The organism is Magnetospirillum fulvum (genome assembly GCF_900108475.1).
Taxonomy (GTDB): domain Bacteria; phylum Pseudomonadota; class Alphaproteobacteria; order Rhodospirillales; family Magnetospirillaceae; genus Phaeospirillum; species Phaeospirillum fulvum_A.
This window is the reverse complement of record NZ_FNWO01000005.1, coordinates 24,986-51,672: the sequence shown is the minus strand read 5'-3', so window position 1 is coordinate 51,672 and position 26,687 is coordinate 24,986. Positions and strand designations below refer to the sequence as shown.

Sequence of the window (26,687 nt, the reverse complement as noted above, 5' to 3'; positions counted from 1 at the left end):
TTACGTCACATTTAGTCGGGACTCCCCCGTTTCGGTCCGGGAGACTTGTCGGGTGCATCGGCCTCTTTCGGGCGGGGCGGGGCGGGGCTATGATCCCCTCCGTTTGAAGGAGGAGTTGTGATCCTGCGACCGTTCTCGAAGCTGTTGACGGCGGCCTGTCTGGCCCTCGCGACCCCCTCCGCCCTGGCGGCGGAATCCCGCCCGCTGGTCATCGCCGGAGGCGAGGTGACCGGCTATTATTTCCCGGTGGCCGGTGCGCTGTGCCGCGTCATCAACAAGGATCATCCGCGCGGCATGAGCTGTACGGTGATGCCGTCCTCGGGGTCTGCGGCCAATCTGTCGGCGCTTAAGGCGGGCGAGGTCGATCTCGCCCTGGTCCAGTCGCGCGCGGCTCAACTGGCCGTCGCCGGAGAGGATGGCTTTCGCGAGGCCGGGCCGATGGGCGATTTGCGGGCGCTGATGGCCCTGCACGGCGAAGTCGCGGTGGTGCTAAGCCGTCCCGGCTCGGGGATCGAGCAGGTTGGCGACCTGAAGGGCAAGCGGGTCAATCTGGGCCGCCCCGGCTCGTTCCAGCGGATGATGGCCGAAACGGTGCTGGACGCCGCCGGGCTGTCGCAGGGCGACCTGTCGGTGCTGGTCGAACTCGATCTCAACGAGCAGGTGTCGGAACTGTGTCAGGGCAATATCGACGCGGCGGTGTTCACCGGGATTCATCCGATGACCGAGGTCCAGGCGGCGATCGAGGATTGCGGCGCGACCATGGTGCCGATCCGGGCCAAGTCGGTCGAGTCGTTCCTGCGCAAAAGCCCGTGGGTGGCCCGCTTTGTCGTCGCGGGCCGCACCTATGACGGCCAGAAATCCGACGTTCCCGCGCTGGGGATGAAGACGTTGCTGGTCACCAACCGCCTCTCGGCCGACGAGGTCGCCGATCTGATGCGGACGGTCTGGGCTAATTTCGGGGCGTTGACCCGGCTGCATCCGGTGCTGAACGACCTGACCCGCGCCGAGGCCAGCCGCGACGGCATCCCGATCCGTCTGCACGACGGGGTCGAGCGGGCTTCGGCCCATCCGTCCGAAGCGACGGACGGCGAAAAATCCGGCAAGAAATAGGGGGGAAACGATGCGGGGTGCCGAACAGGCGGCCCCGCATCGTTGTCGGTTGGTCGATTACTTCCGCACTGATTGCAGGAAGTGGTCGGCTTCGTCGTTGAGGTCGGCAACGACGTTGGCCAGGGTCTTCGCGCTCCAGATCACCCGGATCGTTCCGGCACAGGCCTGAGCCGACGCCTTCGACAGGTGGGTGACGCTGCGCGACACTTCCCCGGCTTGGTGGGCGACCTCGGTGATGTTGCTGGCAATGTCGCGGGTGGTGGCTTCCTGCTCCTGCACCGCGCTGGCGATCGCGGTCGAGATGTCGTCGATTTCGCGAATGGTCTCGACGACGCCTTCGATGCTGGAGGTCATCTCGCGGGTCGATTGCTGCACCGCCGCTACCTGCTGCGAGATTTCCTCGGTCGCCTTGGCGGTCTGGTTGGCGAGATGTTTGACCTCGCCCGCGACGACGGCAAAGCCCTTGCCCGCTTCGCCCGCCCGGGCCGCCTCGATGGTGGCGTTGAGCGCGAGCAGGTTGGTCTGGGCCGCAATGTCGTTGATCAGGTTGACGACATTGCCGATCGCCCGCACCGCCTCGGACAGCCCGGCCATCTGGCGGGCGGTGGTGTTGACGTCCTCGACCGCCTTCTGGGCGATGCGCGAGGAATGGCTGACCTGCTTGGCGATCTCGTTGACGGATTCGGCCAACTGACGGGTCGCTTCCGACACCGCCGCCGCGCGTTCGGTGGTGATCTCGGCCGCTTCGCTGACCTCAAGGGTGCGGCCGCCGCTCTTTTCCGAACGGTTGGCCATTGATTGGGCGGTGTTGCGGATGCCTGCGGTCGATTCATCGACGCGGGCGACCTTTGATTTCACCGTGTGCTCGAAATTGTTGGCCATGTCGTGGCGGGCCTGGGCGCGCTGGGCCGAGGCGCGGTTGCGCTCCTCTTCCTGGCTGGCGCGCAATCCCTCGGCCTCGACCATGTGCTCTTTGAACACCTGGACGGTCCGGGCCATGTCGCCGACTTCGTCCTGCCGCTCGATCCCCTCGATCGAGACCGACATGTCGCCTTTGGAGAGCCGGTCCATCAGCGCCGACATGCTGTTGATCGGACGGATGATGACGCCGGTCAGAATCCAGCGCACCACCAGCACCGAGACGATGGTGGCGACGATGCCGAACCCGATCAGCCAGGAGATGATGGTGTGCAGCTCGGCCCGTTCCGCCGCGGTGGACAGCGAACTCGACAGCACCGCGATCACCTCGCCATCGACGATCCCCATCCCGCCGTGACAGGTGTGACAGACTTCCTGATTGGCACCGTCGGTGACCCCCAGCACGATCGGCAGCGAATAGCGGTAGAAATCGCCGACGAAGCGGCCGACCGGCTTGCCGGTGGCCAGCGCCTCGCGGTCGATCTCGTCCTGCGGGGCCTTGGGGGGCCGGCCGGGCTCGGCATCCTTCATATATTCGGTGACCTTCGGCCCCCACACGCTCCACACCTTGCCGGCATAGTCGGTGTTGCGGCTGTCGAACCACTTGTTGAAGACCTTGATGCCGATATTGTCGGAATCGTCGGGGCGGGTCGCCATCACGTTGACGATCAGGGCGTGCAGCGAGGTCATTTCGTTGACGCTGAGTTCGTGCAGCTTGCGCTCCATCGCCCGTTCGTCATAGCGGGCGATGAACATCACGATCACCGCCGCCATCACGATGACCCCCATCCCGATCACGACCATGAATCGCTGCCTCAATCGCAGCGCCCCCCAACCGGCCTTCCTCATTCCCTCTCTCCTCTCTCGAACTCTCTCTCTCGAACTCTTAATCGTCCCGGTTTACCGGGTTATTGCGAAGACCTTGGTGGTCTCCGTCAGTTCCAGCATCCTGAGCACGGTGTCGCGCGGCCGCACCAGATCAAGGGCGATATTGACGCTGCCCAGATCCTCGCGGGCGATGTACAGCAGCCCCAGCCCGACCGAATCGATATGGCTGAGACCGGACAGATCGAACCGGACCCGCCGTCGATGCGAGACGACGAGATCGGACAACAATTCCAGAAACTGCCGTTCGGCCGCGAAGTCGAGCCGACCTTCGAGCGTCACGGTCAGCCCGTCTTCGTTATCCTCGAGCCGGTACTGGATCCCCCGCTTGACCACCCTTCATTCCCCCCTCTCTCAATCCTTGGCCGTGACGCGCAGCCACGGAAAGGTCATCACCAGAGTTCGCCCCCCATCTTCCGATTCGATTTGAGCACAGGCCCGCCGGATCAGCCCCAGACCGCGTCCGCTATGGGCGGTGGCTCTCGTTTCCTTTTTTAGTTGATCCTCCAGGCTGAACCCGCGCCCCTGGTCCGATACCGCAAGGGTGAACGAGCTTGAGGTGGCACGCAATACGTGAATTTCGATTCGACGCAAGGCCATACTTGGGTTGCAGAGACGTTCCCGCATCACGGTGCGAAACGATTCGAACCCCCGGGGCGTGGCGCGAAGGTGATCGGGGATTTCCAGGTTGCCGTGAATGACGGCGTTGCTGACCGCTTCGGCCAGACAGATTTCCATCAGTTCGGCCCCTTCGCCGTCGGGCAGGGCCAGTCGGCGCCGGATTGCGACGGCGGCCAGTTCGACCACCGGCAACGTGCAGGCGGTGGTCGCGGTCAGCGAGAGAACCAGACCGCCAGCCAGGGCGGTCTCGATACAGCGAGGGCCGGTTCCGGTCAGGCCGTCAGGCCCGGTTTCCAGAAAGCCGCAGAAGGGCGGGGACAGGCTGTGGCGGATCGCCTCGATCGTCGCTTCCCCGGCCTGGAGCAGGGGGGCGGACACCTCTCCCGTTTCATTGACATCGGGGTCGGGCGCATCGGTGGGACAGAGCCCGAGCAGGGCGCACTGGCGGTCGAAATCCTTGGTTTGCCCGACCGATCCGATCAGCCGCACGCCGGGGGCTGCGGCTCGCCTCACCTCGGGGAACGCGGTCGGGATCATCGAGGCGCCTCCGTCAGTCGCCGGATTCCCAGTGCGGTCATGTCGTCTTCGAGCGGCATCCGGACCCGGGCCAGGAACCCGTCGATCAGGTCGGCGATCGCGGCCCGACCGGTGCGGGCGATCGTCTCTTCGGCCAGGGCGAGCAATCCGGCCTCGCCGAACAGGTCGCCTTGTTCGCGGGGCGCATCGGTGATGGCGTCGCTATAGATCATCAGAGCGGCCCCGGGGGGGAACGGTTCGCAATGGTCGCGGTAACGCGGATCGGCGGACAGGCCCAGCGGCACGCCCTGGGTGTCGAGCAGGCGGACGCCGCCGTCGGCGATCATCAGCGGGGCGGGGGCTCCGGCCGAGGCCCATTCGATCTCGCCGCGACGGCAATCAATCGTACAGAGGAACATTGTCGCGAAATGACCGCGTCCCAGCAGGCCGCGCAGGGCGATTCCCAACAGCCGCAGCGTCTCGGACGGGGGCTGCTCCGGCGACCAGCGGTCGCTGATCAAAGCGTGCAGCCGAAAGACGTTGAGGGCGGCTCCGATGCCATGGCCGGTGAAGTCGAATGAGTAGAAGCTCATCTTGTCGCCGCCGCAATCGAGACAGCCCCACAGATCGCCGCCGATCCCCAGCGAGGGCTCGAAGAACGCTTCGACCTCCAGCCCCAATTCGGCCAAGCGGGAATCGATCCGTTCGGGCCGGGGCAGCAGGTCGAACTGCATCGCCCGGGCGGCGTCGATTTCAGCCATCAGGGTGCGCTGTTGCTGGGCGATCCGGCGCAACAGGGTTTCGCGCTCGATCTGGCTGGCCATCCGGGTGATGGCATAGCGAATCGCCCGTCCGACCGTCCGCTCGGGGTCGTCGCTCTTGACCAGATAATCTTGTGCCCCGGCTTCCAGCGCGGCAGCAGCCAGACGCTGGTCGTCGGTTCCGGTCATGATGACGATCGGAATGCGCGGCGCGGCGTCCTTCATCCGTGCCACCGTGCCCAGTCCGGTCGAATCCGGCAGGCTGAGATCGAGCAGCACGACGTCGAGGGCGGTCCCATTCGCCAGGATGGCGATCGCTTCGGCCAGGGTGGAGACATGGGTGACGGCGAAGGCGGGCCGATGACATTCCATCAAAGCGAGCTGAACCAGCCGGGCGTCGCCAAGCTCGTCTTCGACCAGCAGTACCGCCAGCGAATCCCGGTCGGGCCGCAACGGGGGCGGCACCGAGGGCAGATCCGGATCGGCTCCGGGCGAATCCAGCCATCCCGCCGTGCGGCTGGGCAAGCGGATCAGACGGCCCTGGCCGGGCTCTCCCGGCGACAGGGTCGAATTGGTTCGCACCGCGCCTCCGGTTCTCATCGATTCCGGCTCCATGACAAAAAATTCACGGACTCATCCTAAGGCACCCGCTTGACCGGCGTCCAGGATCGCGCCCTGCCGCCAAGAAGAATCAGGGATGAAAAGAGTGTTCCATCGGGGTATCCTGCCGTTAGTCGGGGCGATGCGTCAGCCTGCCCGCCGTGCGGGGGAAAACAGGCGAAAAGGTCGTAAAGGTGGGCGAGCTGTCCGGTCCAGGAAACCCAGCCGAGGAAAACGCGGTGCCAGGGCGCGCAGAACTGGAGGCGGAGGTTGCCCGTCTTACCGCTGAGTGCCGCTCGTTGCGTGCCGCCGATACCCGGTCGCGTGCCTTTGCCGCCACGGTCGCCGATTGGTTCTGGGAGACCGATTCCGAGCACCGCATCGTCTGGCTGTCCGAAGGATTCGAGACGGCAACCGGCCTGTCTCTCGCCAGCGCGATGGGGCGGCGGCCGTGGGATGTCGCCTGCGAGGCGATGGAGGTCGATCCCGACCTGTGGCCGCAACACATCGACTCCCTTGCCGCCCGGCACTCCTTCCGCGATTTCAAATACTGGCAGCAGGACGGCGAGGGCCACGTCCGCTGGATCAAGATCAGCGGCAGCCCCCGCTTTGTCGAAGACGGCTGCTTTGCCGGGTATTACGGTGCCGGGGCCGACATCACCTCGGCGGTGTCGCGCGCGCACCGGATGCACATGCTGTCGCGCGCGGTCGAACAGTGTCCAGCCTCGATCGTCATCACCGATCTTGAGGGCAAGATCCAGTATGTGAACCTCAAATTCATCCAGGTGACCGGTTATACCGCTGTCGAGGCGATCGGGCAGAATCCCCGCATCCTCAATTCCGGTCTGAACCCGCCCGGCACGTTCGAGGCGATGTGGCGGGATCTGTCCGCTGGGCGGCAATGGGATGGTGAACTGATCAACCGCCGCAAGGACGGCGAATTGTATTGGGAAAACGCCTCGATCCAGCCGATCCAGAATGTCGAGGGACACGTCACCAATTATCTCGCGATCAAGTCCGACATCACCTCGCAGAAACGCAACGAAGCCCGGCTGGCGGCGCTGGTCGAGGAATTGCGTCACTCGAACGACGAACTCGAACAATTCGCTTATGTCGCCAGCCACGATTTGCGCCAGCCACTCAGGATGATCAGCGCCTATCTCGGTCTGCTGGAAAAGCGGCTGGCTCCGGTGCTCGACGTCGAGACCCACCAATTCCTTGGCTTTGCCCTGGATGGGGCCAAGCGGCTGGACCGGATGATTGTCGATCTGCTGCAATATTCCCGCATCGGCCGGGTGACGAGCCAGATGGAGCCGGTCGATCTGGGCGACGCTCTGCGCGACAGCCTGCGCCATCTCGAAGTCGCCATCGCCGAGTCCGGGGCCGAGGTGCGGATCGAGGGATCGTTGCCGGTCTGCCTCGGCGACCGCCTCGAACTGATGCGGCTGTTCCAGAATCTGATCGGCAACGCGATCGCCTATGCCCGTTCGGGTCATCCGCCCCGGGTCGTGGTCAGCAACCGCGATGCTGGCGACGAATGGGTGGTTACGGTCGAGGATAACGGAATCGGCATCGCCGAGGCCGACCTGACCCGGGTGTTCGGCATCTTCCAGCGGCTGGTGAGCCGCGACAAGGTCGATGGCACCGGGATCGGCCTTGCCGTCTGCCGCAAGATCGCCGAGCATCACGGCGGCCGGATCTGGGCCGAGTCCGAGCCCGATGTCGGCAGCCGCTTCCTGGTCGCCTTGCCCAGACGGGGCCTTGCCGCCTCTTCGCCGCAGGAATGACCGCGTCCGCAGGCTGCCGCGAGGCGTGTCCAAACCTAAACCGCAGGAGGTCTTTGAATGACGGCAGAAGTGTTCGCCGACGGCGTCGGCCGGGTTGATTTTTCGGGCGGGATCGTCCGGATCGAGCTGGTGTCGCTAGAGCCGACCGAGGAAGGGCAGGGCCGTCTGGAGGTTCGCCAGCGGGTGGTGATGCCGGTCGATGGGTTCCTGAAATCGCTGACGACGATGGGCGATCTGGTCAACAAACTGGTCGATGCGGGCGTGCTGCGCCGCAATGATCCGGTTTAGGCCTGTTCCGCTCTATTCTCTTTCGCTCTCCGGGATTGACTTCGGTCGAAGGGGCCGCCACCCTGATCGGATGCTTCTTGTTCATGGCACCACGGTGGCGATTTCGGGCCAGGGCGTGCTGATCCGGGGCGTTCCGGGCAGCGGCAAGTCCGATCTGGCGCTTCGTCTGATCGATGGTGGCGCGAGTCTGGTCGCCGACGATCAGACCTGGCTGGCGCTTGACGGCGACCGGGTGGTCGCCCGTCCGCCTGAAACGATCGCTGGGCTGATCGAGGCGCGCGGGGTCGGGATTCTCCGTCTGCCTTATCTGGCTCCGATTCCGGTGGCGCTGGTGGTCGATCTGGTCGGCGATGCGGGCGCGATCGAGCGGTTGCCCGAACCGTCTGCGGCGGTTTTGATGGGGGTCGCGCTGCCGCGCCTCGATCTGATCGCGTTTCAGGCTTCGGCGGCGGCGAAGGTTCGCCTTGCGGTGCTTTCGCCAACGCGGGATATAATAGCGTCGTCATGAGCCTTCCTCCTTCGTCCGATCAGCCGACGGCGGCTCCCGCCCCGGCCCCGACCGTGCCGCCCTGTTGCGGCAGCGGGCGCGTGGTGATCGTCACCGGCCTGTCCGGTGCGGGAAAGACGCTGGCATTGAAGGGGCTGGAGGATCTGGGGTGGGAGGCGGTCGATAATCTGCCGCTGTCGCTGGTCGCCAATCTGGTGCGGTCGGGCTCGGGCTCGTCGCGGCCGCTGGCGGTGGGGATTGATATCCGCACCCGCGATTTCGGGGTCGAGCCGGTGCTGGACGCGGTCGATCGCCTGATGACCGAGAACGGGCGCAAGGTCGAACTGCTGTTCCTTGATTGCGACGACGACGCGCTGTGCCGCCGCTATACCGAATCCCGTCGCCGTCATCCGCTGGCGGTCGATCGTCCTTTGCTGGACGGCATCCATCACGAGCGCGCCCTGCTGCTGCCGCTGCGCGCCCGCGCCGATCTGGTGGTCGATACCACCGGGCTGGCGCCCTCGGCGCTGAAGCGGGTTTTGGGCGGACATTTCGGGTTGGCGATTGATCGCGGGCTGGTGGTGTTCGTCACCTCGTTTGCTTATCGCAACGGCTTGCCGCGCGAGGCCGATCTGGTGTTCGACGCCCGCTTCCTGACCAACCCGCATTACCGGACCGATCTGCGCCCGCTGACCGGGCGCGATCGGGCGGTCGCGGATTATGTCGCCGCCGATCCGGCTTTCGGGCCATATATCGATTCGCTGACGGGGTTGCTCGCCCCTCTGTTGCCGCGCTTCGCCGCCGAGGGTAAGAGCTATCTGACCATCGCCATCGGCTGCACCGGCGGCCGTCATCGGTCGGTCGCGGTGGCCGAACGCATCGCAGATTGGTTGCGCGGCCGGGGCGAACGGGTCGATCTGCGCCACCGTGAACTCGACGAGGGAGCCGGGGGATGAGACAACGGGGGATTCGGAATTTATCGGACTCGCGTCCGGGCGGCCGTTCCGGCTGGTGTCCCGGCGTAACAGGGGGGTGGAGATGATCGGACTGGTTCTCGTCACCCACGGGCGGCTGGCTGACGAACTCGTCGCCGCATTGGAGCACGTGGTCGGGCCGCAACCCAATGTCGGAGCGGTCTGTATCGGACCCGACGACGACATGGAGCAGCGGCGCAACGACATTCTGGAAAGCGTTGCGTGTTGCGACGACGGCGCCGGGGTGGTTCTGCTGACCGACATGTTCGGCGGCACGCCGTCGAATCTGGCGATCTCGATCATGGACAAGGCCCGGGTCGAGGTGATCGCCGGGGTCAATCTGCCGATGCTGATCAAGCTGGCCAGCGTCCGCCATTCCGAGCCTTTGGCCGAAGCTGTGGCCAGCGCCCAGGATGCCGGGCGGAAATATATCAATGTGGCATCAAAGCTTCTGACCCAGGATCGTCGATGAGTAGCGAGAGTCTTCACCGCACGGCGCTTATTGCCAACCGCCGCGGCCTGCATGCGCGGGCCGCCGCCAAGTTCGTCAAGCTGGCCGCGACTTTCAACGCCCAGGTCACCGTCGGTCATCGCGGGACCGAGGTGTCGGGCATTTCGATCATGGGGCTGATGATGCTGGCGGCGGCGCCGGGATGCAGCATCGAGATTTCGGCCCAGGGGGCCGACGCCCAGGCGGCGCTGGACGCGCTGACCGATCTTGTCGATCGCAAGTTCGACGAAGACTGATCCCAATAAATCGCCGCCGGGTTAACGGCGGTCGAGATTGCAACAGGTGAGGTGGGGGATGACGATCCGGGCCGCAGAGGACGAGATCGTACTGGAAGGCTTGGCGATCGCCCGGGGAGTCGCCATCGGCGTCGTCTTTCCGCACGATGCCGGGACGATCAAGGTACCGGAGCGGCGGATCGAACCCGATCAGGTCGAAGGGGAATGCGAGCGGTTCGCCGAGGCGGTGGCGGGCGCGGCGCGTCAGGTCGAGCAATTGCAGGAAAAAGCGGTCGATCTCGGCGGGGCTGCCGCCGAGGAGATGGGCTATCTGCTCGACGCCTATCGCCAGATGCTGAAAGGGTCGCGGCTGACGCGCGGGGTTCAGCACCGGATTGCGCAAAAGCTGCTGAATGCCGAGGCGGCGGTGCAGCAGGAGATCGCCGAGATCGTCCGTGGTTTCGAAGCGATGGAAGACGCCTATCTCGCTGCCCGCGTCGCCGACATCAAGGATATCGGCCGCCGTCTGCTGCGCAGCCTGACCCATACGCCCTATCGTCCCTTTACCGATCTGCCCCGCAACGCGGTGATTCTGGCCGAGGAGATGACTCCCGCCGATACCGCGCTGCTCAATCCGCGCCGGGTCGCCGGGCTGGCCACCGTCGTCGGCGGGGCCGAAAGCCATACCGCGATCATGGCCCGCTCGCTGGGTCTGCCCACCGTGCTGGGGGTCAGCGGTTTGTTGCGCGGGTTGCGCGGCGGCGAGCCGATCATCGTCGATGGCACCGGCGGCGTGGTGGTGATCAACCCGTCGGCAACGACGATGGCGCATTACCGCAAGAAGCGGGCGGATTGTCTGCGCGCGCGCCGTGCTCTGGCCCGTCTGCGCGATGTTCCCGCCGAAACCCGCGACGGCACCCGGATTCTGCTTCAGGCCAACATGGAGCTTCCGGCCGAGGTGGCGGCGGTGCTGGAATCCGGGGCCGAGGGAATTGGCCTGCTGCGGAGCGAGTTCATGTACATGAACCGCGAGGACGTTCCCTCGGAGGACGAGCAATATCACCTGCTGCGCGAATTGATCGAGCGGCTGGGGGGACGGCGGCTGACGGTGCGGACGTTCGATGCCGGGGGCGACAAACTGGCTCCGGCGCTGGGCTGTTCGATCGGTCCCAATCCGGCACTGGGCCTGCGGGCGATCCGGCTGGGACTGGCCCGGCCCGAATTGCTGGAGACCCAGCTTTCGGCGATCCTGCGCGCCTCGGCCCATGGTCCGGTACGGATTCTGATTCCGATGGTGGCGACGGTCGAGGAATTGCGCGCCGCCCGCAAGATGATGGACAGCGCCTTGGCCCGGCTGATCGCCGCCGGACTTCCGGTATCCGATCCGCCGCCGCCGCTGGGAGCGATGATCGAGATTCCCGGCGCGGCGCTGGCAGCGGATTCGCTTGCCGCCGAAGCCGATTTCTTCGCGATCGGCACCAACGATCTGACCCAATACACCCTGGCGATCGACCGCTCGGACGAGGCGGTGGCGCATCTGTTCAACCCGCTGCATCCGGCGGTGCTGCGGCTGATCCAGTTCGCCGCCGACGCCGCCGCCAAGGCGGGGATCCCGCTGTGCGTCTGCGGCGAGATGGCGGGCGATCCGCGCTATACCGCGCTGTTGCTGGGGCTGGGGATTCGCGATCTGTCGATGAGCACCAACAATCTGCCGATGGTGAAACAACGGATTCACGAAATAGATCAGGGGGCCGCTGAACTCTGTGCCCGCGCCGTGATGGCGGAATCCGATTCGGCCCGGATTTCGGCGCTGGTCGATTCGTGCCATGCCGATGGACGGTGTGAGCTCTAAGTCAACGATTGAGGTGGAGCGGAGCGACTGGCGCGAACAGCGCCCGCGCCCCATGGCGCGAAAGCCAAGCGACCGGAGGTCGCGCCCGGCGATTGAGGGGCGTGTAACGAGCGCAGCGACTGGCGCGTTGAGCGCCCGCGCCTCATGGCGCGAAAGCCAAGCGACCGGAGGTCGCGCCCGGCGATTGAGGGGCGTGTAACGAGCCAAGCGACCGGAGGTCGCGTCGGCGATTGAGGCGGTGAAAGATGGTGCGGCGGCCGACGCGAGAGGGGGAGTGGGGTGCGCCGACCGCCGCTTTTGCCCGGAGCCGCCTGCTTTTGGGGGCGGGAGGGATCTGGCGGCCTCCGAGAAGGTGAGTATATCTTTGCGTGAGATTGTGGCGATTTGATGGGAGATCGAGGCGGCTTATACGGATAGCGTCTTCCGTCCTCGCCCTGTTTCAGGGTAGTTTTTACGCCAACAAACCCCCACTTAGGGGTAGTGTCCTGCGGCGGCTCGCCGGGGGCAGCGGTTTCGACCGCCCGCCACGGGCTGCATCAAAAGACGAGATGACGAGAGGATTTGGTCGTGCTTGAAGCCTATCGCCAGCATGTCGCCGAGCGCGCTGCACTCGGGATTCCCCCCCTTCCGCTGACGGCGGCCGAGACCGAGCAATTGGTCGCCCTGTTGCGCAATCCCCCCCCAGGCGAGGCCGAGACCTTGGCCGAGATGCTGGCCTGTCGGGTGCCCGCCGGGGTTGACGACGCCGCCCGGGTCAAGGCCGCGTTCCTCGACGCCGTCGCCAAGGGCACCGAGGCCAATGCGGCGATCAGCCGCGCCCGGGCCACCGAATTGCTCGGTACGATGCTGGGTGGGTTCAACGTCAAGCCGCTGATCGACCTTCTGGCCGATGCCGAGGTCGGCGCGATCGCCGCCGAGGGGCTGAAGACCACCCTGCTGGTGTTCGATTTCTTCCACGACGTCCGCGCCCTGGCCGAGGGCGGCAACGCCAACGCCAAATCGGTGATGACATCGTGGGCCGAGGCGGAATGGTTCACCTCGCGCCCGCAGGTGCCGGAAAGCCTGACCGTCACCGTGTTCAAGGTCTCGGGCGAGACCAACACCGACGATCTGTCGCCCGCGCCCGACGCCTGGAGCCGCCCCGACATCCCGTTGCACGCTTTGGCGATGCTGAAGAACCCCCGTCCGGGGATCGAACCGGACGAGCCCGGCGCGCGCGGCCCGCTGCGCCAGTTGGCGGCGCTGACCGCCAAGGGTCACCTTGTCGCCTATGTCGGCGATGTCGTCGGCACCGGCTCGTCGCGCAAATCGGCGACCAATTCGGTGCTGTGGTACACCGGGACCGATATTCCCTATGTCCCCAACAAGCGCTTTGGCGGCGTCTGTCTGGGAACCAAGATCGCGCCGATCTTCTACAACACGATGGAAGATGCGGGCGCGCTGCCGATCGAACTCGACGTCTCGGCGTTCGAGATGGGCGACGTCATCGAACTGCGCCCCTATGAGGGCAAGGCGCTGAAGGACGGCACGGTCATCGCCGAGTTCAAGGTGAAGTCCGAGGTGATCTTCGACGAAGTCCGCGCCGGCGGCCGGATTCCGCTGATCATCGGCCGGGGCCTGACCGCGAAGGCGCGTGATGCGCTGGGCCTGCCCGCCAGCACCTTGTTCCGCCTTCCCGCCGTGCCGAAGGATAACGGCAAGGGCTATTCCTTGGCGCAGAAGATCGTCGGTCGCGCCTGCGGTCTGCCGGAAGGTCTGGGGATGCGTCCCGGCACCTATTGCGAACCCCGCATGACCACCGTCGGCTCGCAGGACACCACCGGCCCGATGACGCGGGACGAGTTGAAGGACCTCGCCTGCCTCGGCTTTTCCGCCGACATGGTGATGCAGTCGTTCTGCCACACCGCCGCTTATCCCAAGCCGGTCGATGTCAAGACCCACCACGAACTGCCCGGCTTCATCTCGACCCGCGGCGGCCTGTCGCTTCGTCCCGGCGATGGGGTGATCCATTCCTGGCTGAACCGTCTGCTGCTGCCCGACACGGTGGGCACCGGCGGCGATTCGCACACCCGTTTCCCGATTGGCCTGTCCTTCCCGGCCGGTTCCGGTCTGGTCGCCTTTGCCGCCGCTACGGGCGTGATGCCGCTCGATATGCCGGAAAGCGTGCTGGTTCGCTTCAAGGGTACGCTCCAGCCCGGCGTGACGCTGCGCGATCTGGTCAATGCGATTCCGCTTTATGCGATCCGCCAGGGTCTGCTGACCGTCGAGAAGAAGGGGAAGAAGAACGTCTTCTCCGGCCGCATCCTCGAAATCGAGGGTCTGCCCGACCTTAAGATCGAACAGGCGTTCGAACTGACCGACGCTTCGGCCGAACGCTCCGCCGCCGGGTGCACCGTCCATCTCGGCCCGGCCCCGATCATCGAGTACATGCGCTCGAACATCACCTTGATGAAGTGGATGATCGCCGAGGGCTATGAGGACCGCCGTGCCCTGGAGCGTCGTATCCGCGCGATGGAAGCGTGGATCGCCGATCCCAAGCTGCTGGCCCCCGATCCTAACGCCGATTACGCAGCCGTGATTGAGATCAATCTGGCCGAGATCACCGAGCCGGTGCTGGCCTGCCCCAACGATCCCGACGACGTCAAGCTGCTGTCCGAGGTCGCGGGCGACAAAATCGACGAAGTGTTTATCGGCTCGTGCATGACCAATATCGGCCATTTCCGCGCCGCCGGTCGGGTGCTGGAAGGCAAGACCGATATCCCGACCCGGCTGTGGATCGCGCCGCCGACCAAGATGGATCAGATGATCCTGACCGAGGAAGGCTATTACGGCATCCTGGGTCGGGCCGGAGCCCGGATGGAACTGCCCGGCTGTTCGCTGTGCATGGGCAACCAGGCCCAGATCCGCAAGGGTGCGACCGCGATGTCGACCTCGACCCGCAACTTCCCCAACCGTCTGGGGATCGACACCCGGGTCTATCTCGGCTCGGCCGAACTGGCCGCCGTCTGCGCCCTGCTCGGCCGGATTCCGACCGTCGCCGAGTACATGGAGCAGGTCGCGGTGGTCAACGCCAAGGCGGGCGACATCTATCGCTACATGAACTTCGACCAGATCCCGGCCTTCCGCGACGTCGCCGCCACGGTGACGCTGTAGCATGTCGGGAAACGAGCTGAGGGCGGTTGCCCGTCGCGGTCTGATGCTGGTCCTGTCCTCGCCCTCGGGCGCGGGCAAGACCACCATCTCGCGGGCTTTGCTGGAGCGCGAGACCGGCATTTCGATGTCGGTCTCGGCCACCACCCGGTCGCCCCGGCCGGGCGAAATCGACGGCAAGGATTACCATTTCGTCGATGTCGATCGGTTTCACCGGATGGTCGAGGCGGGCGAGTTCCTCGAACATGCCCGTGTCTTCAGCAATTACTATGGCACCCCCCGCGCTCCGGTCGAGGCGACCCTGGCCGGGGGCAAGGACGTGCTGTTCGACATTGACTGGCAGGGTACCCAGCAATTGGCCCAGAACGCCCGGGCCGATCTGGTCTCGGTGTTCATCCTGCCGCCGTCGCTCGAGGAATTGCACCGTCGTCTCAGCGGGCGCGGGCTCGATTCCGCCGATGTCGTCGCCGAGCGGATGGCCAAAGCGGGCGACGAAATGAGCCATTGGCCGGAATATGATTACATCGTCGTCAATTCCGACCTGGAAACCTCGATCGGCGAGGTCCGCTCGATCCTCGCCGCCGCCCGCTTGAAGCGCGAGCGTCAGGCCGGTCTGCCCGCCTTCGTCAACCGCCTGCGCGGACTCGACCGCGATTCGGGCGGTTAAGGCGGGTAGGGGCGGGGCCGCTCTGGCCCCGGTCCCGGTCAGGGCCTCTTGTATATTCAGTATATCTAATGTATCCTTTGTTCACCGATGGCTGAAGGCCCGGGTGAAAGGTTCCGCAATGGCTTCGTCACGTCTGCACGATTTTCCGGTTTCGTTTTTCTCCACGGTGATGGGGATGTCGGGGTTGACCATCGCCCTGCACAAGCTGGAAAAAACGCTGAGCCTGGGCGATGGAATCAGTCTCGGTCTGTTCGCATTGTCGCTCGCGCTGTTTGTCGTGCTGGCCGGACTCTATCTGCTGAAACTGGTCCGCTATCCCGCCGCGATTGCCGAGGAATGGCGCCACCCGGTGCGGATCAGCTTCTTTCCCACCATCTCGGTCGGGCTGATCCTGCTCGGCACCGCCGCCCAGCCGGTCGATCTCGACCTTGCCCGTCTGTTGTGGGGGGTGGGGGCCGGGGCGCATCTGCTGCTGACGATCGCGGTGATGTCGTCCTGGATCAACCAGACCCATTACGAGATCGCTCATTCCAACCCGGCCTGGTTCATTCCCGTCGTCGGCAACATCGTCGTGCCGATCGCCGGAGTCAATTTCGCCCCCGCCGATCTGTCGTGGTTCTTCTTTGCCATCGGCCTGCTGTTCTGGCTGGTGCTGCTGACGATCGTGTTCTACCGGCTGATCTTCCACACCCCGCTGCCGGGCAAGCTGGTGCCGACCCTGTTCATTCTTTTGGCCCCGCCCTCGGTCGGCTTCATCGCCTGGGTCGCATTGACCGGCGGAATCGATTCCTTCGCCCGCCTACTCTATTTCGCCGCTGTATTCCTGTTCCTGCTGCTGATGGTGCAGGTGCCCCGTTTCTCCGGCCTCGGCTTCACCCTGTCCTGGTGGGCCTATTCCTTCCCGCTGGCGGCGTTCTCGATCGCGACGATGGTGATGGGGGAAAAGACCGGGACGACGGTGTATGTCTGGGCCGGGGTGGGGCTGAGCGGATTGCTGTCGCTGTTGATCGCCGGGCTGTTCGCCCGCACCGTGCTGGCGGTGTTTCGGAACGAGATCTGCCGACCCGAAGCTTAGGGCGCGTTGATCTTGGCGCACCCGGCAGGCTAAAGTGCCGCGCTGACCGACCGGGAGCTTCGTTCGCGTGCAACATTATCTTGATCTGCTTCGCCGCATCCGCAGCGAGGGAACGCCGAAGGGCGACCGCACCGGCACCGGCACCCTGTCGGTGTTCGGCCACCAGATGCGGTTCGACCTCGCCGACGGCTTTCCGCTGCTGACGACGAAGAAGCTCCACACCCGCTCGATCTTTCACGAATTGCTGTGGTTCCTGAAGGGCGAGACCAACATCGCCTATCTGAAGGCCAACAACGTCTCGATCTGGGACGAGTGGGCCGACGAAAACGGCGAATTGGGTCCGATCTACGGCAAGCAATGGCGCTCGTGGCCGGGCCGCGACGGCGCGGTCATCGACCAGATCGCCCAACTGGTCGAGCAGATCAAACGCAATCCCGACTCGCGTCGTCTGATCGTTTCGGCCTGGAACGTCGCCGAAATCGCCGACATGGCCTTGCCGCCTTGCCATTGCCTGTTCCAGTTCCACGTCGCGGCGGGGCGGCTGTCCTGCCAGCTTTATCAGCGCTCCGGCGACGTCTTCCTGGGGGTGCCGTTCAACATCGCCTCTTATGCGCTGCTGACCCACATGGTGGCCCAGGTCACCGGATTGCAGCCGGGCGAGTTCATCCACACCCTGGGCGATGCCCACCTTTACCTCAACCACCTCGAGCAGGCCGATCTTCAATTGACCCGCGCGCCCCGGCCGCTGCCGCGCCTGCGCCTCAACCCGGCAATCGACGATCTGTTCGGCTTTACCATCGACGATATCGAGATCGAGGGCTACGACCCCCATCCCCACATCAAGGCGGAGGTGGCGGTATGAGCGCCGCGCCCTCGCTGATCGTCGCGATGGCCGCCAATGGTATCATCGGTCGCGACAACCAACTGCCCTGGCATATCCCCGAGGATCTGCGCTGGTTCAAGCGGACGACGCTGGGTAAGCCGGTGATCATGGGGCGGCGCACCTGGGACTCGCTTGGGCGTCCGCTGCCGGGGCGGCTGAATATCGTGCTGACCCGTCAACCGGGCTGGAGCGCCGAGGGCGCGGTGGTGGCGGACTCGCTCGACCACGCCTTGGCCCTGGCCGAGGCGCAGGCACCCGGGGTCGAGGCGATGGTGATCGGCGGGGCGCTGATCTTCGCCGAGGCGTTGCCCCGGGTCGGGCGGATCTACCTGACCGAAATCGCCCGCGATTACGCGGGAGACACCGTCTTTCCCGCCTTCGACCGCGCCGGGTGGGTCGAGGTCGCCCGCGAGGCGCATGACGGCGATCCCGCCTACGCCTTCGTCGTGCTGGAGCGGAGAGCCGGGCGTTAAGACCCGGCCATCGTCCCCCGGGTCAAGCCCGGGGGTGACGAGCCACAAAAGCGTACCGACACATTCTACACCGCGACCCGACGGATTTCGCCCAGCGGCACGAAGCCGGGATGGGCGTCGCGGAACACCTTGAACGTCTTGGGGCCGCGCCCTTCGGCGAAATCGTCGTGGGCCTGGATCAGCGCGGCGCGACAGACGGCGGTGGTCTCGTCGTCGTTGAGGCCCTCGATATCGGTGGTGCGGATCAGATCGCGGAACCGCTTCAGGATGTGGAGGCGGCTGTTGCCGATCACCCGAGGGTCGTAGGGGACGCCCAACGTGTCGAAGAACTGCTCGGCACTGGACAGCTTGGCCAGGGTTTCGAGAATCATCGCTTTCAGGCTCCTTTTAGATCGGGGCGACCGAGGCACTGACCGCATCGCGGTGAAAGCGCCTCAGGTCGTCGAGGGTGGGAATGGTCTTGGTGCGGTCGGCATGGCGGCGCACCTGGGCCAGCATCCGCCGTGCGCCGGGGGTGTCGATTTCCAGACCGGCTTCGTGGCAGGCGTGCAGCACCGAGGTCAGGCCGGAATGCTTGCCCAGCACCAGCCGGTGGTCGCGGCCGAGTTCGTGCGGGTCGAGCGCCTGATAGGTGCGGCGGTCGCGCAGCAGGCCGCTGACATGGATGCCGGATTCGTGGGTGAAGACGGCGTCGCCGACGATGCTTTTGTTGGCCGGGACCGGGCGTCCCGAGGCGATTGCGACCAATTGCGACACCGGTCCGAGCGAGCGTTTGTCGATTCCGGTGGCCAGCCCGTAGAGGTGGTCGAGGGCGATGACGACCTCTTCCAGCGGCGCATTGCCAGCCCGTTCGCCCAATCCGTTGACGGTGGTGCTGACATGGGTTGCGCCGCCCTTGACCGCCGCGAGCGAGTTGGCGGTGGCCAGCCCCAGATCGTCGTGGGCGTGAATCTCAAGCTCGATCCCGGTCGCGGCGCGGAGCGCGGTGAAGCGCTCGTAAACGCCGAACGGTTCCATGATCCCCATCGTGTCGGCGAAGCGGAAGCGCCGGGCTCCGGCGGCCTCGCAAGTCTGGACCACCTGGATCAGGAAGCCGGGATCGGCCCGCGACGAATCCTCGCCGCCGACCAGCACCTCGAACCCCATCGCGCAGGCCCGGCGCACCGAGTAGTCGATATGGTCCAGCGCCCAGGCGCGGTCACGCCCCAACTTGGCCGACAATTGCAGATCGGACACCGGGATCGACAGATTGACGATCGACAGACCGCACTTTGCCGCGGCGGCGAGATCGTCTTCGCGCATCCGGCACCAGGCGATCAGCCGGGCTTTCAGCCCCAGCGCGGCGACGGCGCGGAGACCGGCCTGTTCGTCCTCGCCCATCATCGGAATGCCAGCCTCGATTTCGGGGATTCCGGCGGCGTCGAGGGCGCGGGCGATCGCCAGCTTCTCGGACAGACGGAAGGCGACGCCGGCGGTTTGCTCGCCGTCGCGCAGCGTGGTGTCGTTTACGACGATGGAGGGGCGCGCCGACATCGCCGGGCCCTCAGCCGCAGGTGCCAGAAGAGCAGGAGCAGCCGGGCGGCGGTGGCGGTACCGCGTTGGGATTGTCGAAGACGAAGCCCGAGCCCATCGCGGATTCGGCGACGTAATCCATCGTCGCGCCAACCAGCCACATCGCCGAGCCGGGATCGACGAACACTTTGACGTCCTCGACATCGATCACTTCGTCGTCTTCGGCGGCCTGTTCCTCCAGCCCCATGCTGTAGGTCAGTCCCGAACACCCCTTACGGACCAGAATCCGCAGTCCGGTATACTCGCCCTGGCAAACCTCGCGGATCACCTCGACGGCCTTGTCGGTCAGGCTCAACATGACGGTCTCCTCCTCAGGCTGGGAAAGCCCCATGACGGAGGAATAAGCAAGGCGTGTGCCAATATTTAAAAGGGCGGAAAGACTGGAATTTTACGGCGGAAGGTCTGGCCGGGATGCTACGTGTTGCGACCATCCTGTCGCGTTTACGACAGGGCGGTTCCGTCCGCCAGCGGGCGTCCCTCCTCGGCTCCGAAGCAGAGGCTGTAATCGACGCAGACATCGCAATTGGGCGATTTGCAGATCATGATCCCCTCGCGCTGGCACAGCTCGCGATAGAGGAACTTCTTCCACTTCATGTCGCGGCTGTTGAGGTCGGCCAAAGCGGGGAAGTGGCGCCGCATCAACGCCGACAGGTCGGCGCGTCCGGTCAGGCCGAGATCCTGCCACAGATGGTTGGCCCCCAGCGAGCGGCGGGCGAGGATATGGGCCAGCCATTCCTCTTCGACCAGCGCGCCCCGGCGGTTTTCCAGGATCAGGGCGCGCAGATCGGGCTCTTCGGGCGACAGCGGCAGATCGTCGTGGATTTCAACCGACAAACCGGCCAGCAGGCCGGGGGCGTCGGGGAAATGGCGGCCGATCAGCGCCGCCAGCGATTCCGACGACAAGCCCAATCCCCGCGCCAGCGGAGCCGAGCCGTCGCTCAATACGGTGCGGATCGCACACGCGAACAGGTGGCGGTCAAACGGATCGCCGCCCCCCGGCCCATCCATCAACCGGGCATACAGGGTATCGGCCATCCGTTTTCTCCCACCAAAAAATCCGCCCGTGGCAGGGAGCGCGGAAGAGAGGTCTCTTCCACCTCCCGGCCCCCAGGTCGGCGTCAGGCCGGAAGCGGTTCGTGCTTCTGAGCCTTGGTGCCACAGACCTGCTCGCACGATCCACAGCCGACGCACTTGCCGGCCTGTTCCAGCGTCATCACCTTGCGGACGACTTCGCCGTCATCGTCGTCGAACGGGTCGCACATGTCGCCGTCCTCGTTGACGCCCATCAGCTTCATCACGGCGTGGGAACAGACCTTGAAACAGCGGCCGCAGCCGATGCACAGGTCGGTGCTGATCTCGGTCAGGTATTTCGGAATCCAGGGCGAGCCGTCGCGGCTGGAAAACTGGCGGAACGACATAGGAACCTCTCCTTGTTTTCTGAGTCTAGAGATTGGGGGGATTTCAGGTCGCGCTGGCGACATCGGGGAAGCGTTCGATCACCGCCACCGCGTCGTCGATGATCTTGGCGGCCTTGGCCGACATCGCCTCGACCGAGTCAAAGCCGAAGCGGTGCAGATCGCGCAGGTAGGAATTGACCACCACCAGCCGTCCGGCGGTCAGCAGCATCCGCCCCCAGCCTTCGTGGTGAATCTTCATGATCGGGGCGGCACTGTGGCCGCTGCGCTGTTCGATCGCCAACCCGATCGCAGCGTAATAAAGCTCGACCCGCCACAAAATGTCGGGATCGGGATCGCCGATCATCGGGATTTCGCGGCGCTGTTCCTTGGTGACGATAAAGGGGGCGAGAATCGCCTCGTCCGGCATCGTCTCCCAGGCCCCGCTGCCGTCATGGGCGCGGATCAACATCAACAGCGATTTGAGGAACGGGTCGGTGTAAGCGGGCTCGGCCATGGGTCACTCTCTTCTTGGGTTAATCTTCGTCATCGACGAAACGCTCGGCCCCTTCCTCGGGATCCTTCAGCAGCTTGCGCAGCCACGGCGGCGGGTTGCCCTTCAGCATGGTGCGGACCCGCTCGATCACCTGGGGGATCGGCTCGTCTTCGGGCAGCTTGATCGGATGGACGTTGGCGCGGACGACGCGGGCCGCCGCCGGGCCGCCGATGGCGCGGCAGAACAGCAGAGCCGAGCCGTTCAGCGCCGAAATCTTCGCTCCCAGCCGGTCCTCGCCGTCTTCGGGATGGGCGCCGTCCTCGGAACTGACCAGATCGAACTGCACCGCCTCGACGAAGGTGTGTTCGTCGGGGCCGACATCGTAGAACAGGAAGGTGCGGGCGCTGGCGAAGTGGGCGTCCACCCGCTGGCGATCCTGGGTGGCGATGGCGATTCTCATGTGACCTCCTTTAGTTCGTCTCGGCCCGTCACCGGACAGGGAGTCGGCCGGGTCAACCAGCCGCAGCCGCCGTGTGGCCATGGATGTGCTCCGCGGAGATAGGGCCGTGGTTGGGGCACTCCATCAGGATGTTGCCCAACCGGGTGATGAGATCCCGGGTGCCGCGATAGCCCGCGTTGACTTCGTGGGCGGGGCCCAACCGGTCGAACACCGGGAATCCGGCGCGGTACAGCGGTGTCGATAGCCGCGACGCCGCCTGCCGTCCGTTGGAATTGGCGATGATCAGGTCGCAGCCGCCCGCTTCGAGAATCTGGTCCTCCAGATCCTCGAAATCGCCGACGATGACCCGCTCGGCGGCAAGCTCGCCCAACAGCGGCACCGCCTGGGTGGTGACGGCGGCGGCGATCGTCGCCCCCATGTCGGTCACCAACTTGCCCATGCTCCACAGCAGCGCCGGTTCGGCGGCGATCGCGATCGAGCGGCCGCCGAAATAGAAATGTCCATCCAGCATCGCATCGACCAGTTGCGATCGGGCGCGGCGCTGGCGGGCCGGAACCGGCACCTCGGCCACCGTCGACAGGCTGACCATCAGACGATCGACCGCTTCCAGTCCGGTGATGCGGTCAAGCAGCACGAACGGCACCCCGGTCTTCTCCTGAAGGGTCCGGGCCGACACCCGCATGTGCTCGCCGATCGCGATCGTCAGCTTCGAGCGCCCCATCTCGCGCACCTGGGACACCGGGGTTCCCCCCAGCGTGGTGGGGACATAGGCGTCGGCGACATGACCGTCGAGCGAGTCCGACAGATCGGGCAGCACGATCACGTCGAGGCCGAAATCGGCGATGATGTCCTTCACCGCTTCGATGTCGCCGGGGGTCATGTGACAGCCGGGGAGCAGATTGACCTGATGCAGCTTGGCCAAGCCCCCCGTCGGAACCGCCAGGGCGCGGATGATCGCCGCGACCGCCTTGCCCCAGCCGGTTTCCAGCGAGCCAGCGAAATCGGGGGCGCTGACATCGACGACGGCGATGTCGTTCAGTTCCTTGTTGCGGGCGCGAATCTGCTTCAATTCGCCCGACATGTCCTCGCCCCGCGTCTCGGTCAGGGCGGTCGAGATCAGGCCGATGATCTCGGGCTTGGCGCGGTTGGCGATGTTGAGCAGCCCTTCTTCGACCTGATCCATCCCGCCCAGGATGGTGCTGATCTCGTTCATCGCGGTGGTCTGGAGCGGGATCGCCTCGCGGAAATGGCGGACCATCATCACCAGGGCGAAGGCGGTGCAGCCTTGGCTGCCGTGGAACATCGGCAGGCAGCCCTTCATCCCCATGAAGGCTAGGGCGGCACCCAACGGCGCGCTGACCTTCAGCGGGCAGGTGGACAAGGGCTTGTTGTGATCAACGATCAGAGCCATCGCGGCCGCCTCCTATTGCGGGTCCCAGGGCGCGGGGGCCCGGACCAAATTCCAGATTGGGTTGTTGATCGACAGGTCGATCTGGCGGACCAGGGCGACCATGCCGTCATAGGCGGCATAGCCGTGATGACGTTCCTGGTTGATGTCGATCCAGGGTGTCCGCGCCTTAAGGGCGATGAATTGCGAGCGTCCGCCCGACAGCATCATGTCGGCGCGACCCTCGGTGAACATCTTGTACATTTCGCGGGGTGGGATCGCGTCGGCCAGCTTTTCCTCGTCGCCGCCCAGGCGGGCCAGCGCCTTTTCGCGGTCGGACGGAGTGGCCTTGCGGACCGACGAGCCGACCACCTCCATCCCCACTTCCTGCAAGGCCTGGATCACCGACCAGCTTTTGACGCCGCCGGTATAGAGCAGCACCCGCTTGCCCTTCAGCCGGGCCTTGAACGGTTCAATCCGCGCCCAGGCCAACGCTTCCTGCTCGGCGATCAGGGCTTCGGTCCGCTCGATCAAGGTGGGGTCGGCGCCGCGTTCGACCAGCAATCCGGCGATGGCGCGCAGCGCGTCCGAGGTGTCCGAGATGCCGTAGAACGATCCCTCGAAATAGGGGATGCCGTAAGTTTCCTTCATCTTGCGCGCCAGCGTCACCAGCGCCTGGCTACAGAGCACCATGTTGACGCGGGCGGTGTGACAGGCGGCGACGTCGGCGAAGCGGGCATCGCCGGTGATCGAGGCGCGCAGCCGGATGCCCAGCCGGGCCAGCAACGGGCGGAACTGGTCCAACTCGCCGCAGACATTGTATTCGCCCAGGATGTTGATGTCGGTGGGGCCGACATCGTCGGGCTCGATCGTGCCGATGACGTGGTCGAACAGCGCTTCGCCGCCCAGGCGGTTGCCCAGATTCTTCGAGCCGACGAAGCCCGGGGCATTGATCGGGATCACCGGAACGCCCATCCGCTCGGTCGCGGCCTTGCACACCGCCTCGACATCGTCGCCGATCAGGGCGCCGACGCAGGTTTGATAGACGAACACGGCAGGGGGGGAGTGGCGGGCAATCGCCCGGCGGATCGCCTTGTACAGCTTCTTCTCGCCACCATGGATGATGTCGAGATTGTTCATGTCGGTGGTGAAGCCCAGCCGATACAGCGTCGGTCCGGTGCTCCAAGCGTTGCGGCTGTCCCACGAATTGCCTTCGCAGGCGATCGGGCCGTGGACCAGATGAACGACATCGGTGATCGGCTGCAACGCGATCTTGGCCCCGTCGAAGGCGCAGCCACCGGCGGCGGCACCCGGCACCAGCTTCTTGCCGCATCCCTTCTTGCGCTCGCCCGCCGACTTCGCCGTGTTGACGGCGCAGCCCGGTTCGGTCATCAGCTCCTGGATTTTTCGCTTGAGCATCTGGGCAGGCCTCCCGTTGGGTACGGACCTGTTGATGCAAGCCCCGCGCCAAGTGCGGGAATGGCGGAAATGCTAGCGACTCCGCACCAATGGCGCGACAATGTCGTGTCTGCGACAGGCGATTGTCGGAAAATGAGGCACGGAAACGGGGGAGGTTACGGCCGCCGGGCCGCCTTTTGCGACGAGGGGAAATAGCGATCGATGGCGCGGGCGATCGACTTGGCCAGCCGGGCGCGGTAGGGCGGCTGGCGCAACTGCTTTTCCTCGTAATCGTTCGAGAGGTAGCCCATTTCGACCAGCACCGACGGCAGATCGGGGGCTTTCAGCACGGCAAAGCCAGCGAAGCGATGGGTGTTGTCGAGTAGGTCGAATTCCTGCCCGACCTCATCGACCATTTCCGAGGCGAACCCGGCCGAGCGGTTCATCGTCTCGCGCTGGGCGAGGTCGATCAGGATTCCGGCGACGTCGGCGGTTTCGTGGCTGAGATCGACTCCGGCGATCAGATCGGCCTTGTTTTCCTTTTCCGCCAGCGCCTGGGCTTCGTTATCCGAGGCGTTCTGCGACAGGGTATAGATCGACAGGCCACGGATCGACGGGTTCTGCACCGCGTCGGCATGGAGCGAGATGAACAAATCGGGATTGTATTGCCGGGCGATTGCCACCCGGTCGCGCAGGCGGATGAAGATGTCGCGGTCGCGGGTCAAGTGAACGCGGTAGCGTCCGCTTTTCTCCAGCGCGGTCTTCAACTCGCGGGCCATCGCCAGAGTGATGTGCTTTTCATAGACGCCAGAGACGCCGATCGCGCCGGGATCGACGCCACCATGGCCGGGGTCGATCACGATGACTGGCAACCCGCCGTCGCGGGGGCGCGACACCGCATCCTCGCTGGTCGAGGGCGACAGCGCGGCGGGCTGGATTTCGGGACGCGGGGCCTCTGCCTTGGCTGGTTCGGCCCGGACCGGGTCGGCCCGGCTGGGCGCGGGCGGCGGCGCGGGCCGTTCCGGCGGCGGCGGCATCGGGACCGAGAGCAGATTGCCGCTGCGGGCCGGGCGCTCGACCGGGCTGGGCCGTTCGACCGGGACGGGGACGGGGGCCGCTGTTGCGGGCGCAGGCGCAGGCGCAGGTGTCGGTGCCGCGGCGGCAACGATCTTGCGCTCTTCGGGCGGCGGCGCGGGCGGAGGCGGCGGGGCGGGGGCGGCGACCGCCTCCGAGGGCATCGCGTTGGGGCTGGTCAGCACGATCCGGCCCGGACTGTGCTGCACCTGGGGATCGGACGGGGCGGCCTGCGGCTCGGCCATGACGGGCTTGGGCGGCGGCGGGGCGGGGCGGGGCAGAGCGGCCGCGACGGCCGGTTTGGCGACGGGGGGAGCGGCCTGCGGAGACTTTGGCGGGGTGGCGGCCGTGTTCTCGTCGAGATCGACCACCAGCCGCCAGCCCAGTCCGTCGCGCGGCGCGATCAGAAAGCTGTTTTTCAGCGTCGCGGGGCGTCGCAGATCGAGGACGATGCGGCTGTCACCGGCATGAACACCGTTGACCGCGCCGACCGGATGGCTGAGGACCGGCGGCCCCTGCCAGTTCAGTCCCGCCACCTCGATCACGATCTGATGCGGGAAGGTTTGGGCGGTAACCTTGAACGTCACCTTCTCGGACAGGTCGGCGACAAAGCGGGTGACGCCGTCGCTCGGCTGGCCCAACCGCGCCCCCGACGCCGACGCGGCCAGGGCGGCGTGCGGGCAAACAGCGGCGTCAAGCGGCAGCAGAAACGCTGTCGCCAGGGCCAGCATCGGCAGTGTGGCAATATGTCGTCGAACCATGCCGACCCGTCAGTGGCCGAAAAATCAGGGAAACCGTGATCAGCTATACCGCAGACATCGGCTGAAGCTCAATTCAAAAGTCTTTGATTTGGAAGGCACTTCGCCTTGGCGGGCAATCAAGGCGGGCCAGGGACCAATAAGATCGTTGTCGAACGCGGCTACTACCGCTATTTTGAAGCGTCATCAGCACGCAATGTCCGTTCGTCCGTTCGCGGGCGGTGTGGCGTAGCGCCTTTTCGCGGCAGACGCGACCCCGGCGAGACGCTTATTTCGGCCTGCGTTGCCGTTTTCGAATTCGAAGCCGGGCGTGACGCCCGAGATCAGGTTGCCGCCGACCATGTCGCTCATCCCACATCCCCAGATCGTGGACAC

General features: G+C 65.6%; 28 protein-coding genes. 13 read left to right on the top strand and 15 right to left on the bottom strand.

The features are described 5' to 3' along the window. The first annotated feature begins 117 nt into the window (after positions 1-117). Positions 118-1,110: a TAXI family TRAP transporter solute-binding subunit gene (locus BLW40_RS07080; RefSeq protein ID WP_074766963.1), complete on the top strand. Its 993-nt coding sequence runs from the start codon at positions 118-120 to the stop codon at positions 1,108-1,110. Between the two features lie 57 nt (positions 1,111-1,167). Here the strand turns inward: BLW40_RS07080 and BLW40_RS07075 are convergent, their stop codons facing one another. From BLW40_RS07075 to BLW40_RS07060, 4 genes are read right to left on the bottom strand one after another with little or no spacing between them, the layout of a single operon-like run. Beyond that, a complete protein-coding gene (locus BLW40_RS07075) occupies positions 1,168-2,877 on the bottom strand; it encodes a methyl-accepting chemotaxis protein (protein ID WP_074766961.1) in 1,710 nt (569 codons plus the stop codon). Between the two features lie 51 nt (positions 2,878-2,928). Then, complete coding sequence (locus BLW40_RS07070) at positions 2,929-3,249, bottom strand: STAS domain-containing protein (RefSeq protein ID WP_083386679.1); 321 nt, start codon at positions 3,247-3,249, stop codon at positions 2,929-2,931. An 18-nt stretch (positions 3,250-3,267) separates the two neighbouring features. Further along, on the bottom strand, positions 3,268-4,071 hold the full coding sequence (locus tag BLW40_RS07065; RefSeq protein ID WP_074766959.1) for an ATP-binding protein: 804 nt from the start codon (positions 4,069-4,071) through the stop codon (positions 3,268-3,270). Further along, positions 4,068-5,411, bottom strand: a complete 1,344-nt coding sequence (locus BLW40_RS07060; protein WP_074767459.1) for a PP2C family protein-serine/threonine phosphatase — start codon at positions 5,409-5,411, stop codon at positions 4,068-4,070. The genes BLW40_RS07065 and BLW40_RS07060 overlap by 4 nt, the downstream gene beginning before the upstream one ends. Positions 5,412-5,650: 239 nt before the next feature. On the opposite strand from BLW40_RS07060, the gene BLW40_RS07055 reads away from it, so the two are divergent. The 12 genes from BLW40_RS07055 to BLW40_RS07000 all read left to right on the top strand — a co-directional run bounded on the left by BLW40_RS07055 (position 5,651) and on the right by BLW40_RS07000 (position 17,773). Further along, entirely contained in the window at positions 5,651-7,198 is a 1,548-nt protein-coding gene (locus BLW40_RS07055) for a sensor histidine kinase (RefSeq protein ID WP_244511087.1), read from the top strand. A 57-nt stretch (positions 7,199-7,255) separates the two neighbouring features. Beyond that, the gene (locus BLW40_RS07050; RefSeq protein WP_074766957.1) at positions 7,256-7,486 is read left to right on the top strand and encodes a hypothetical protein; all 231 of its coding nucleotides are present in this window, start codon (positions 7,256-7,258) and stop codon (positions 7,484-7,486) included. A gap of 70 nt (positions 7,487-7,556) precedes the next feature. Then, positions 7,557-7,994 carry an HPr kinase/phosphorylase gene (locus BLW40_RS07045; protein WP_074766955.1) on the top strand — a complete coding sequence of 146 codons (438 nt, stop codon included), beginning with the start codon at positions 7,557-7,559 and terminating at the stop codon, positions 7,992-7,994. Then, positions 7,991-8,929, top strand: coding sequence for an RNase adapter RapZ (gene rapZ, locus BLW40_RS07040; RefSeq protein ID WP_074766953.1), 939 nt, complete (start codon positions 7,991-7,993; stop codon positions 8,927-8,929). Before BLW40_RS07045 ends, rapZ begins: the two co-directional genes overlap by 4 nt. Positions 8,930-9,011: 82 nt before the next feature. Continuing rightward, a complete protein-coding gene (locus BLW40_RS07035; RefSeq protein ID WP_074766950.1) occupies positions 9,012-9,419 on the top strand; it encodes a PTS sugar transporter subunit IIA in 408 nt (135 codons plus the stop codon). Continuing rightward, positions 9,416-9,694, top strand: coding sequence for an HPr family phosphocarrier protein (locus BLW40_RS07030; RefSeq protein ID WP_074766948.1), 279 nt, complete (start codon positions 9,416-9,418; stop codon positions 9,692-9,694). Before BLW40_RS07035 ends, BLW40_RS07030 begins: the two co-directional genes overlap by 4 nt. A gap of 58 nt (positions 9,695-9,752) precedes the next feature. Further along, positions 9,753-11,525, top strand: a complete 1,773-nt coding sequence (gene ptsP, locus BLW40_RS07025) for a phosphoenolpyruvate--protein phosphotransferase (RefSeq protein ID WP_074766946.1) — start codon at positions 9,753-9,755, stop codon at positions 11,523-11,525. Positions 11,526-12,092: 567 nt separating this feature from the next. Beyond that, the gene (acnB, locus tag BLW40_RS07020; RefSeq protein WP_074766944.1) at positions 12,093-14,678 is read left to right on the top strand and encodes a bifunctional aconitate hydratase 2/2-methylisocitrate dehydratase; all 2,586 of its coding nucleotides are present in this window, start codon (positions 12,093-12,095) and stop codon (positions 14,676-14,678) included. A 1-nt stretch (position 14,679) separates the two neighbouring features. Next, positions 14,680-15,342, top strand: coding sequence for a guanylate kinase (gmk, locus tag BLW40_RS07015; RefSeq protein ID WP_074766942.1), 663 nt, complete (start codon positions 14,680-14,682; stop codon positions 15,340-15,342). Between the two features lie 118 nt (positions 15,343-15,460). Beyond that, a complete protein-coding gene (locus BLW40_RS07010) occupies positions 15,461-16,417 on the top strand; it encodes an SLAC1 anion channel family protein (protein ID WP_074766941.1) in 957 nt (318 codons plus the stop codon). Positions 16,418-16,484: 67 nt separating this feature from the next. Then, entirely contained in the window at positions 16,485-17,279 is a 795-nt protein-coding gene (locus BLW40_RS07005; protein WP_074766939.1) for a thymidylate synthase, read from the top strand. After that, positions 17,276-17,773, top strand: a complete 498-nt coding sequence (locus BLW40_RS07000; protein ID WP_074766937.1) for a dihydrofolate reductase — start codon at positions 17,276-17,278, stop codon at positions 17,771-17,773. The genes BLW40_RS07005 and BLW40_RS07000 overlap by 4 nt, the downstream gene beginning before the upstream one ends. Positions 17,774-17,838: 65 nt before the next feature. Here BLW40_RS07000 and nifW read toward each other — a convergent pair whose 3' ends face one another. From nifW to BLW40_RS17620, 11 genes are all read right to left on the bottom strand, one after another. Then, positions 17,839-18,144, bottom strand: a complete 306-nt coding sequence (gene nifW, locus BLW40_RS06995; protein ID WP_074766935.1) for a nitrogenase-stabilizing/protective protein NifW — start codon at positions 18,142-18,144, stop codon at positions 17,839-17,841. A 16-nt stretch (positions 18,145-18,160) separates the two neighbouring features. Next, positions 18,161-19,306 carry a homocitrate synthase gene (gene nifV, locus BLW40_RS06990; RefSeq protein WP_074766933.1) on the bottom strand — a complete coding sequence of 382 codons (1,146 nt, stop codon included), beginning with the start codon at positions 19,304-19,306 and terminating at the stop codon, positions 18,161-18,163. A 10-nt stretch (positions 19,307-19,316) separates the two neighbouring features. Continuing rightward, entirely contained in the window at positions 19,317-19,643 is a 327-nt protein-coding gene (locus tag BLW40_RS06985; protein ID WP_074766931.1) for a HesB/IscA family protein, read from the bottom strand. A 143-nt stretch (positions 19,644-19,786) separates the two neighbouring features. Next, positions 19,787-20,380, bottom strand: coding sequence for a nitrogen fixation protein NifQ (locus BLW40_RS06980; protein ID WP_074766929.1), 594 nt, complete (start codon positions 20,378-20,380; stop codon positions 19,787-19,789). 83 nt (positions 20,381-20,463) lie between these two features. Then, complete coding sequence (gene fdxB / locus BLW40_RS06975) at positions 20,464-20,763, bottom strand: ferredoxin III, nif-specific (protein WP_074766927.1); 300 nt, start codon at positions 20,761-20,763, stop codon at positions 20,464-20,466. Positions 20,764-20,806: 43 nt separating this feature from the next. Continuing rightward, positions 20,807-21,256, bottom strand: coding sequence for a NifX-associated nitrogen fixation protein (locus tag BLW40_RS06970; RefSeq protein ID WP_074766924.1), 450 nt, complete (start codon positions 21,254-21,256; stop codon positions 20,807-20,809). Between the two features lie 19 nt (positions 21,257-21,275). Beyond that, entirely contained in the window at positions 21,276-21,695 is a 420-nt protein-coding gene (gene nifX / locus BLW40_RS06965; protein WP_139305529.1) for a nitrogen fixation protein NifX, read from the bottom strand. 52 nt (positions 21,696-21,747) lie between these two features. After that, entirely contained in the window at positions 21,748-23,106 is a 1,359-nt protein-coding gene (gene nifN / locus BLW40_RS06960; RefSeq protein ID WP_074766920.1) for a nitrogenase iron-molybdenum cofactor biosynthesis protein NifN, read from the bottom strand. Between the two features lie 12 nt (positions 23,107-23,118). After that, positions 23,119-24,501 (bottom strand): nitrogenase iron-molybdenum cofactor biosynthesis protein NifE, encoded by a 1,383-nt coding sequence (gene nifE / locus BLW40_RS06955; RefSeq protein ID WP_074766917.1) that lies wholly within the window; start codon positions 24,499-24,501, stop codon positions 23,119-23,121. Positions 24,502-24,656: 155 nt separating this feature from the next. Further along, entirely contained in the window at positions 24,657-26,315 is a 1,659-nt protein-coding gene (locus BLW40_RS06950) for an N-acetylmuramoyl-L-alanine amidase family protein (RefSeq protein WP_074766915.1), read from the bottom strand. A gap of 183 nt (positions 26,316-26,498) precedes the next feature. Further along, positions 26,499-26,663, bottom strand: a complete 165-nt coding sequence (locus tag BLW40_RS17620; RefSeq protein ID WP_170834544.1) for a hypothetical protein — start codon at positions 26,661-26,663, stop codon at positions 26,499-26,501. Positions 26,664-26,687 lie beyond the last annotated feature (24 nt).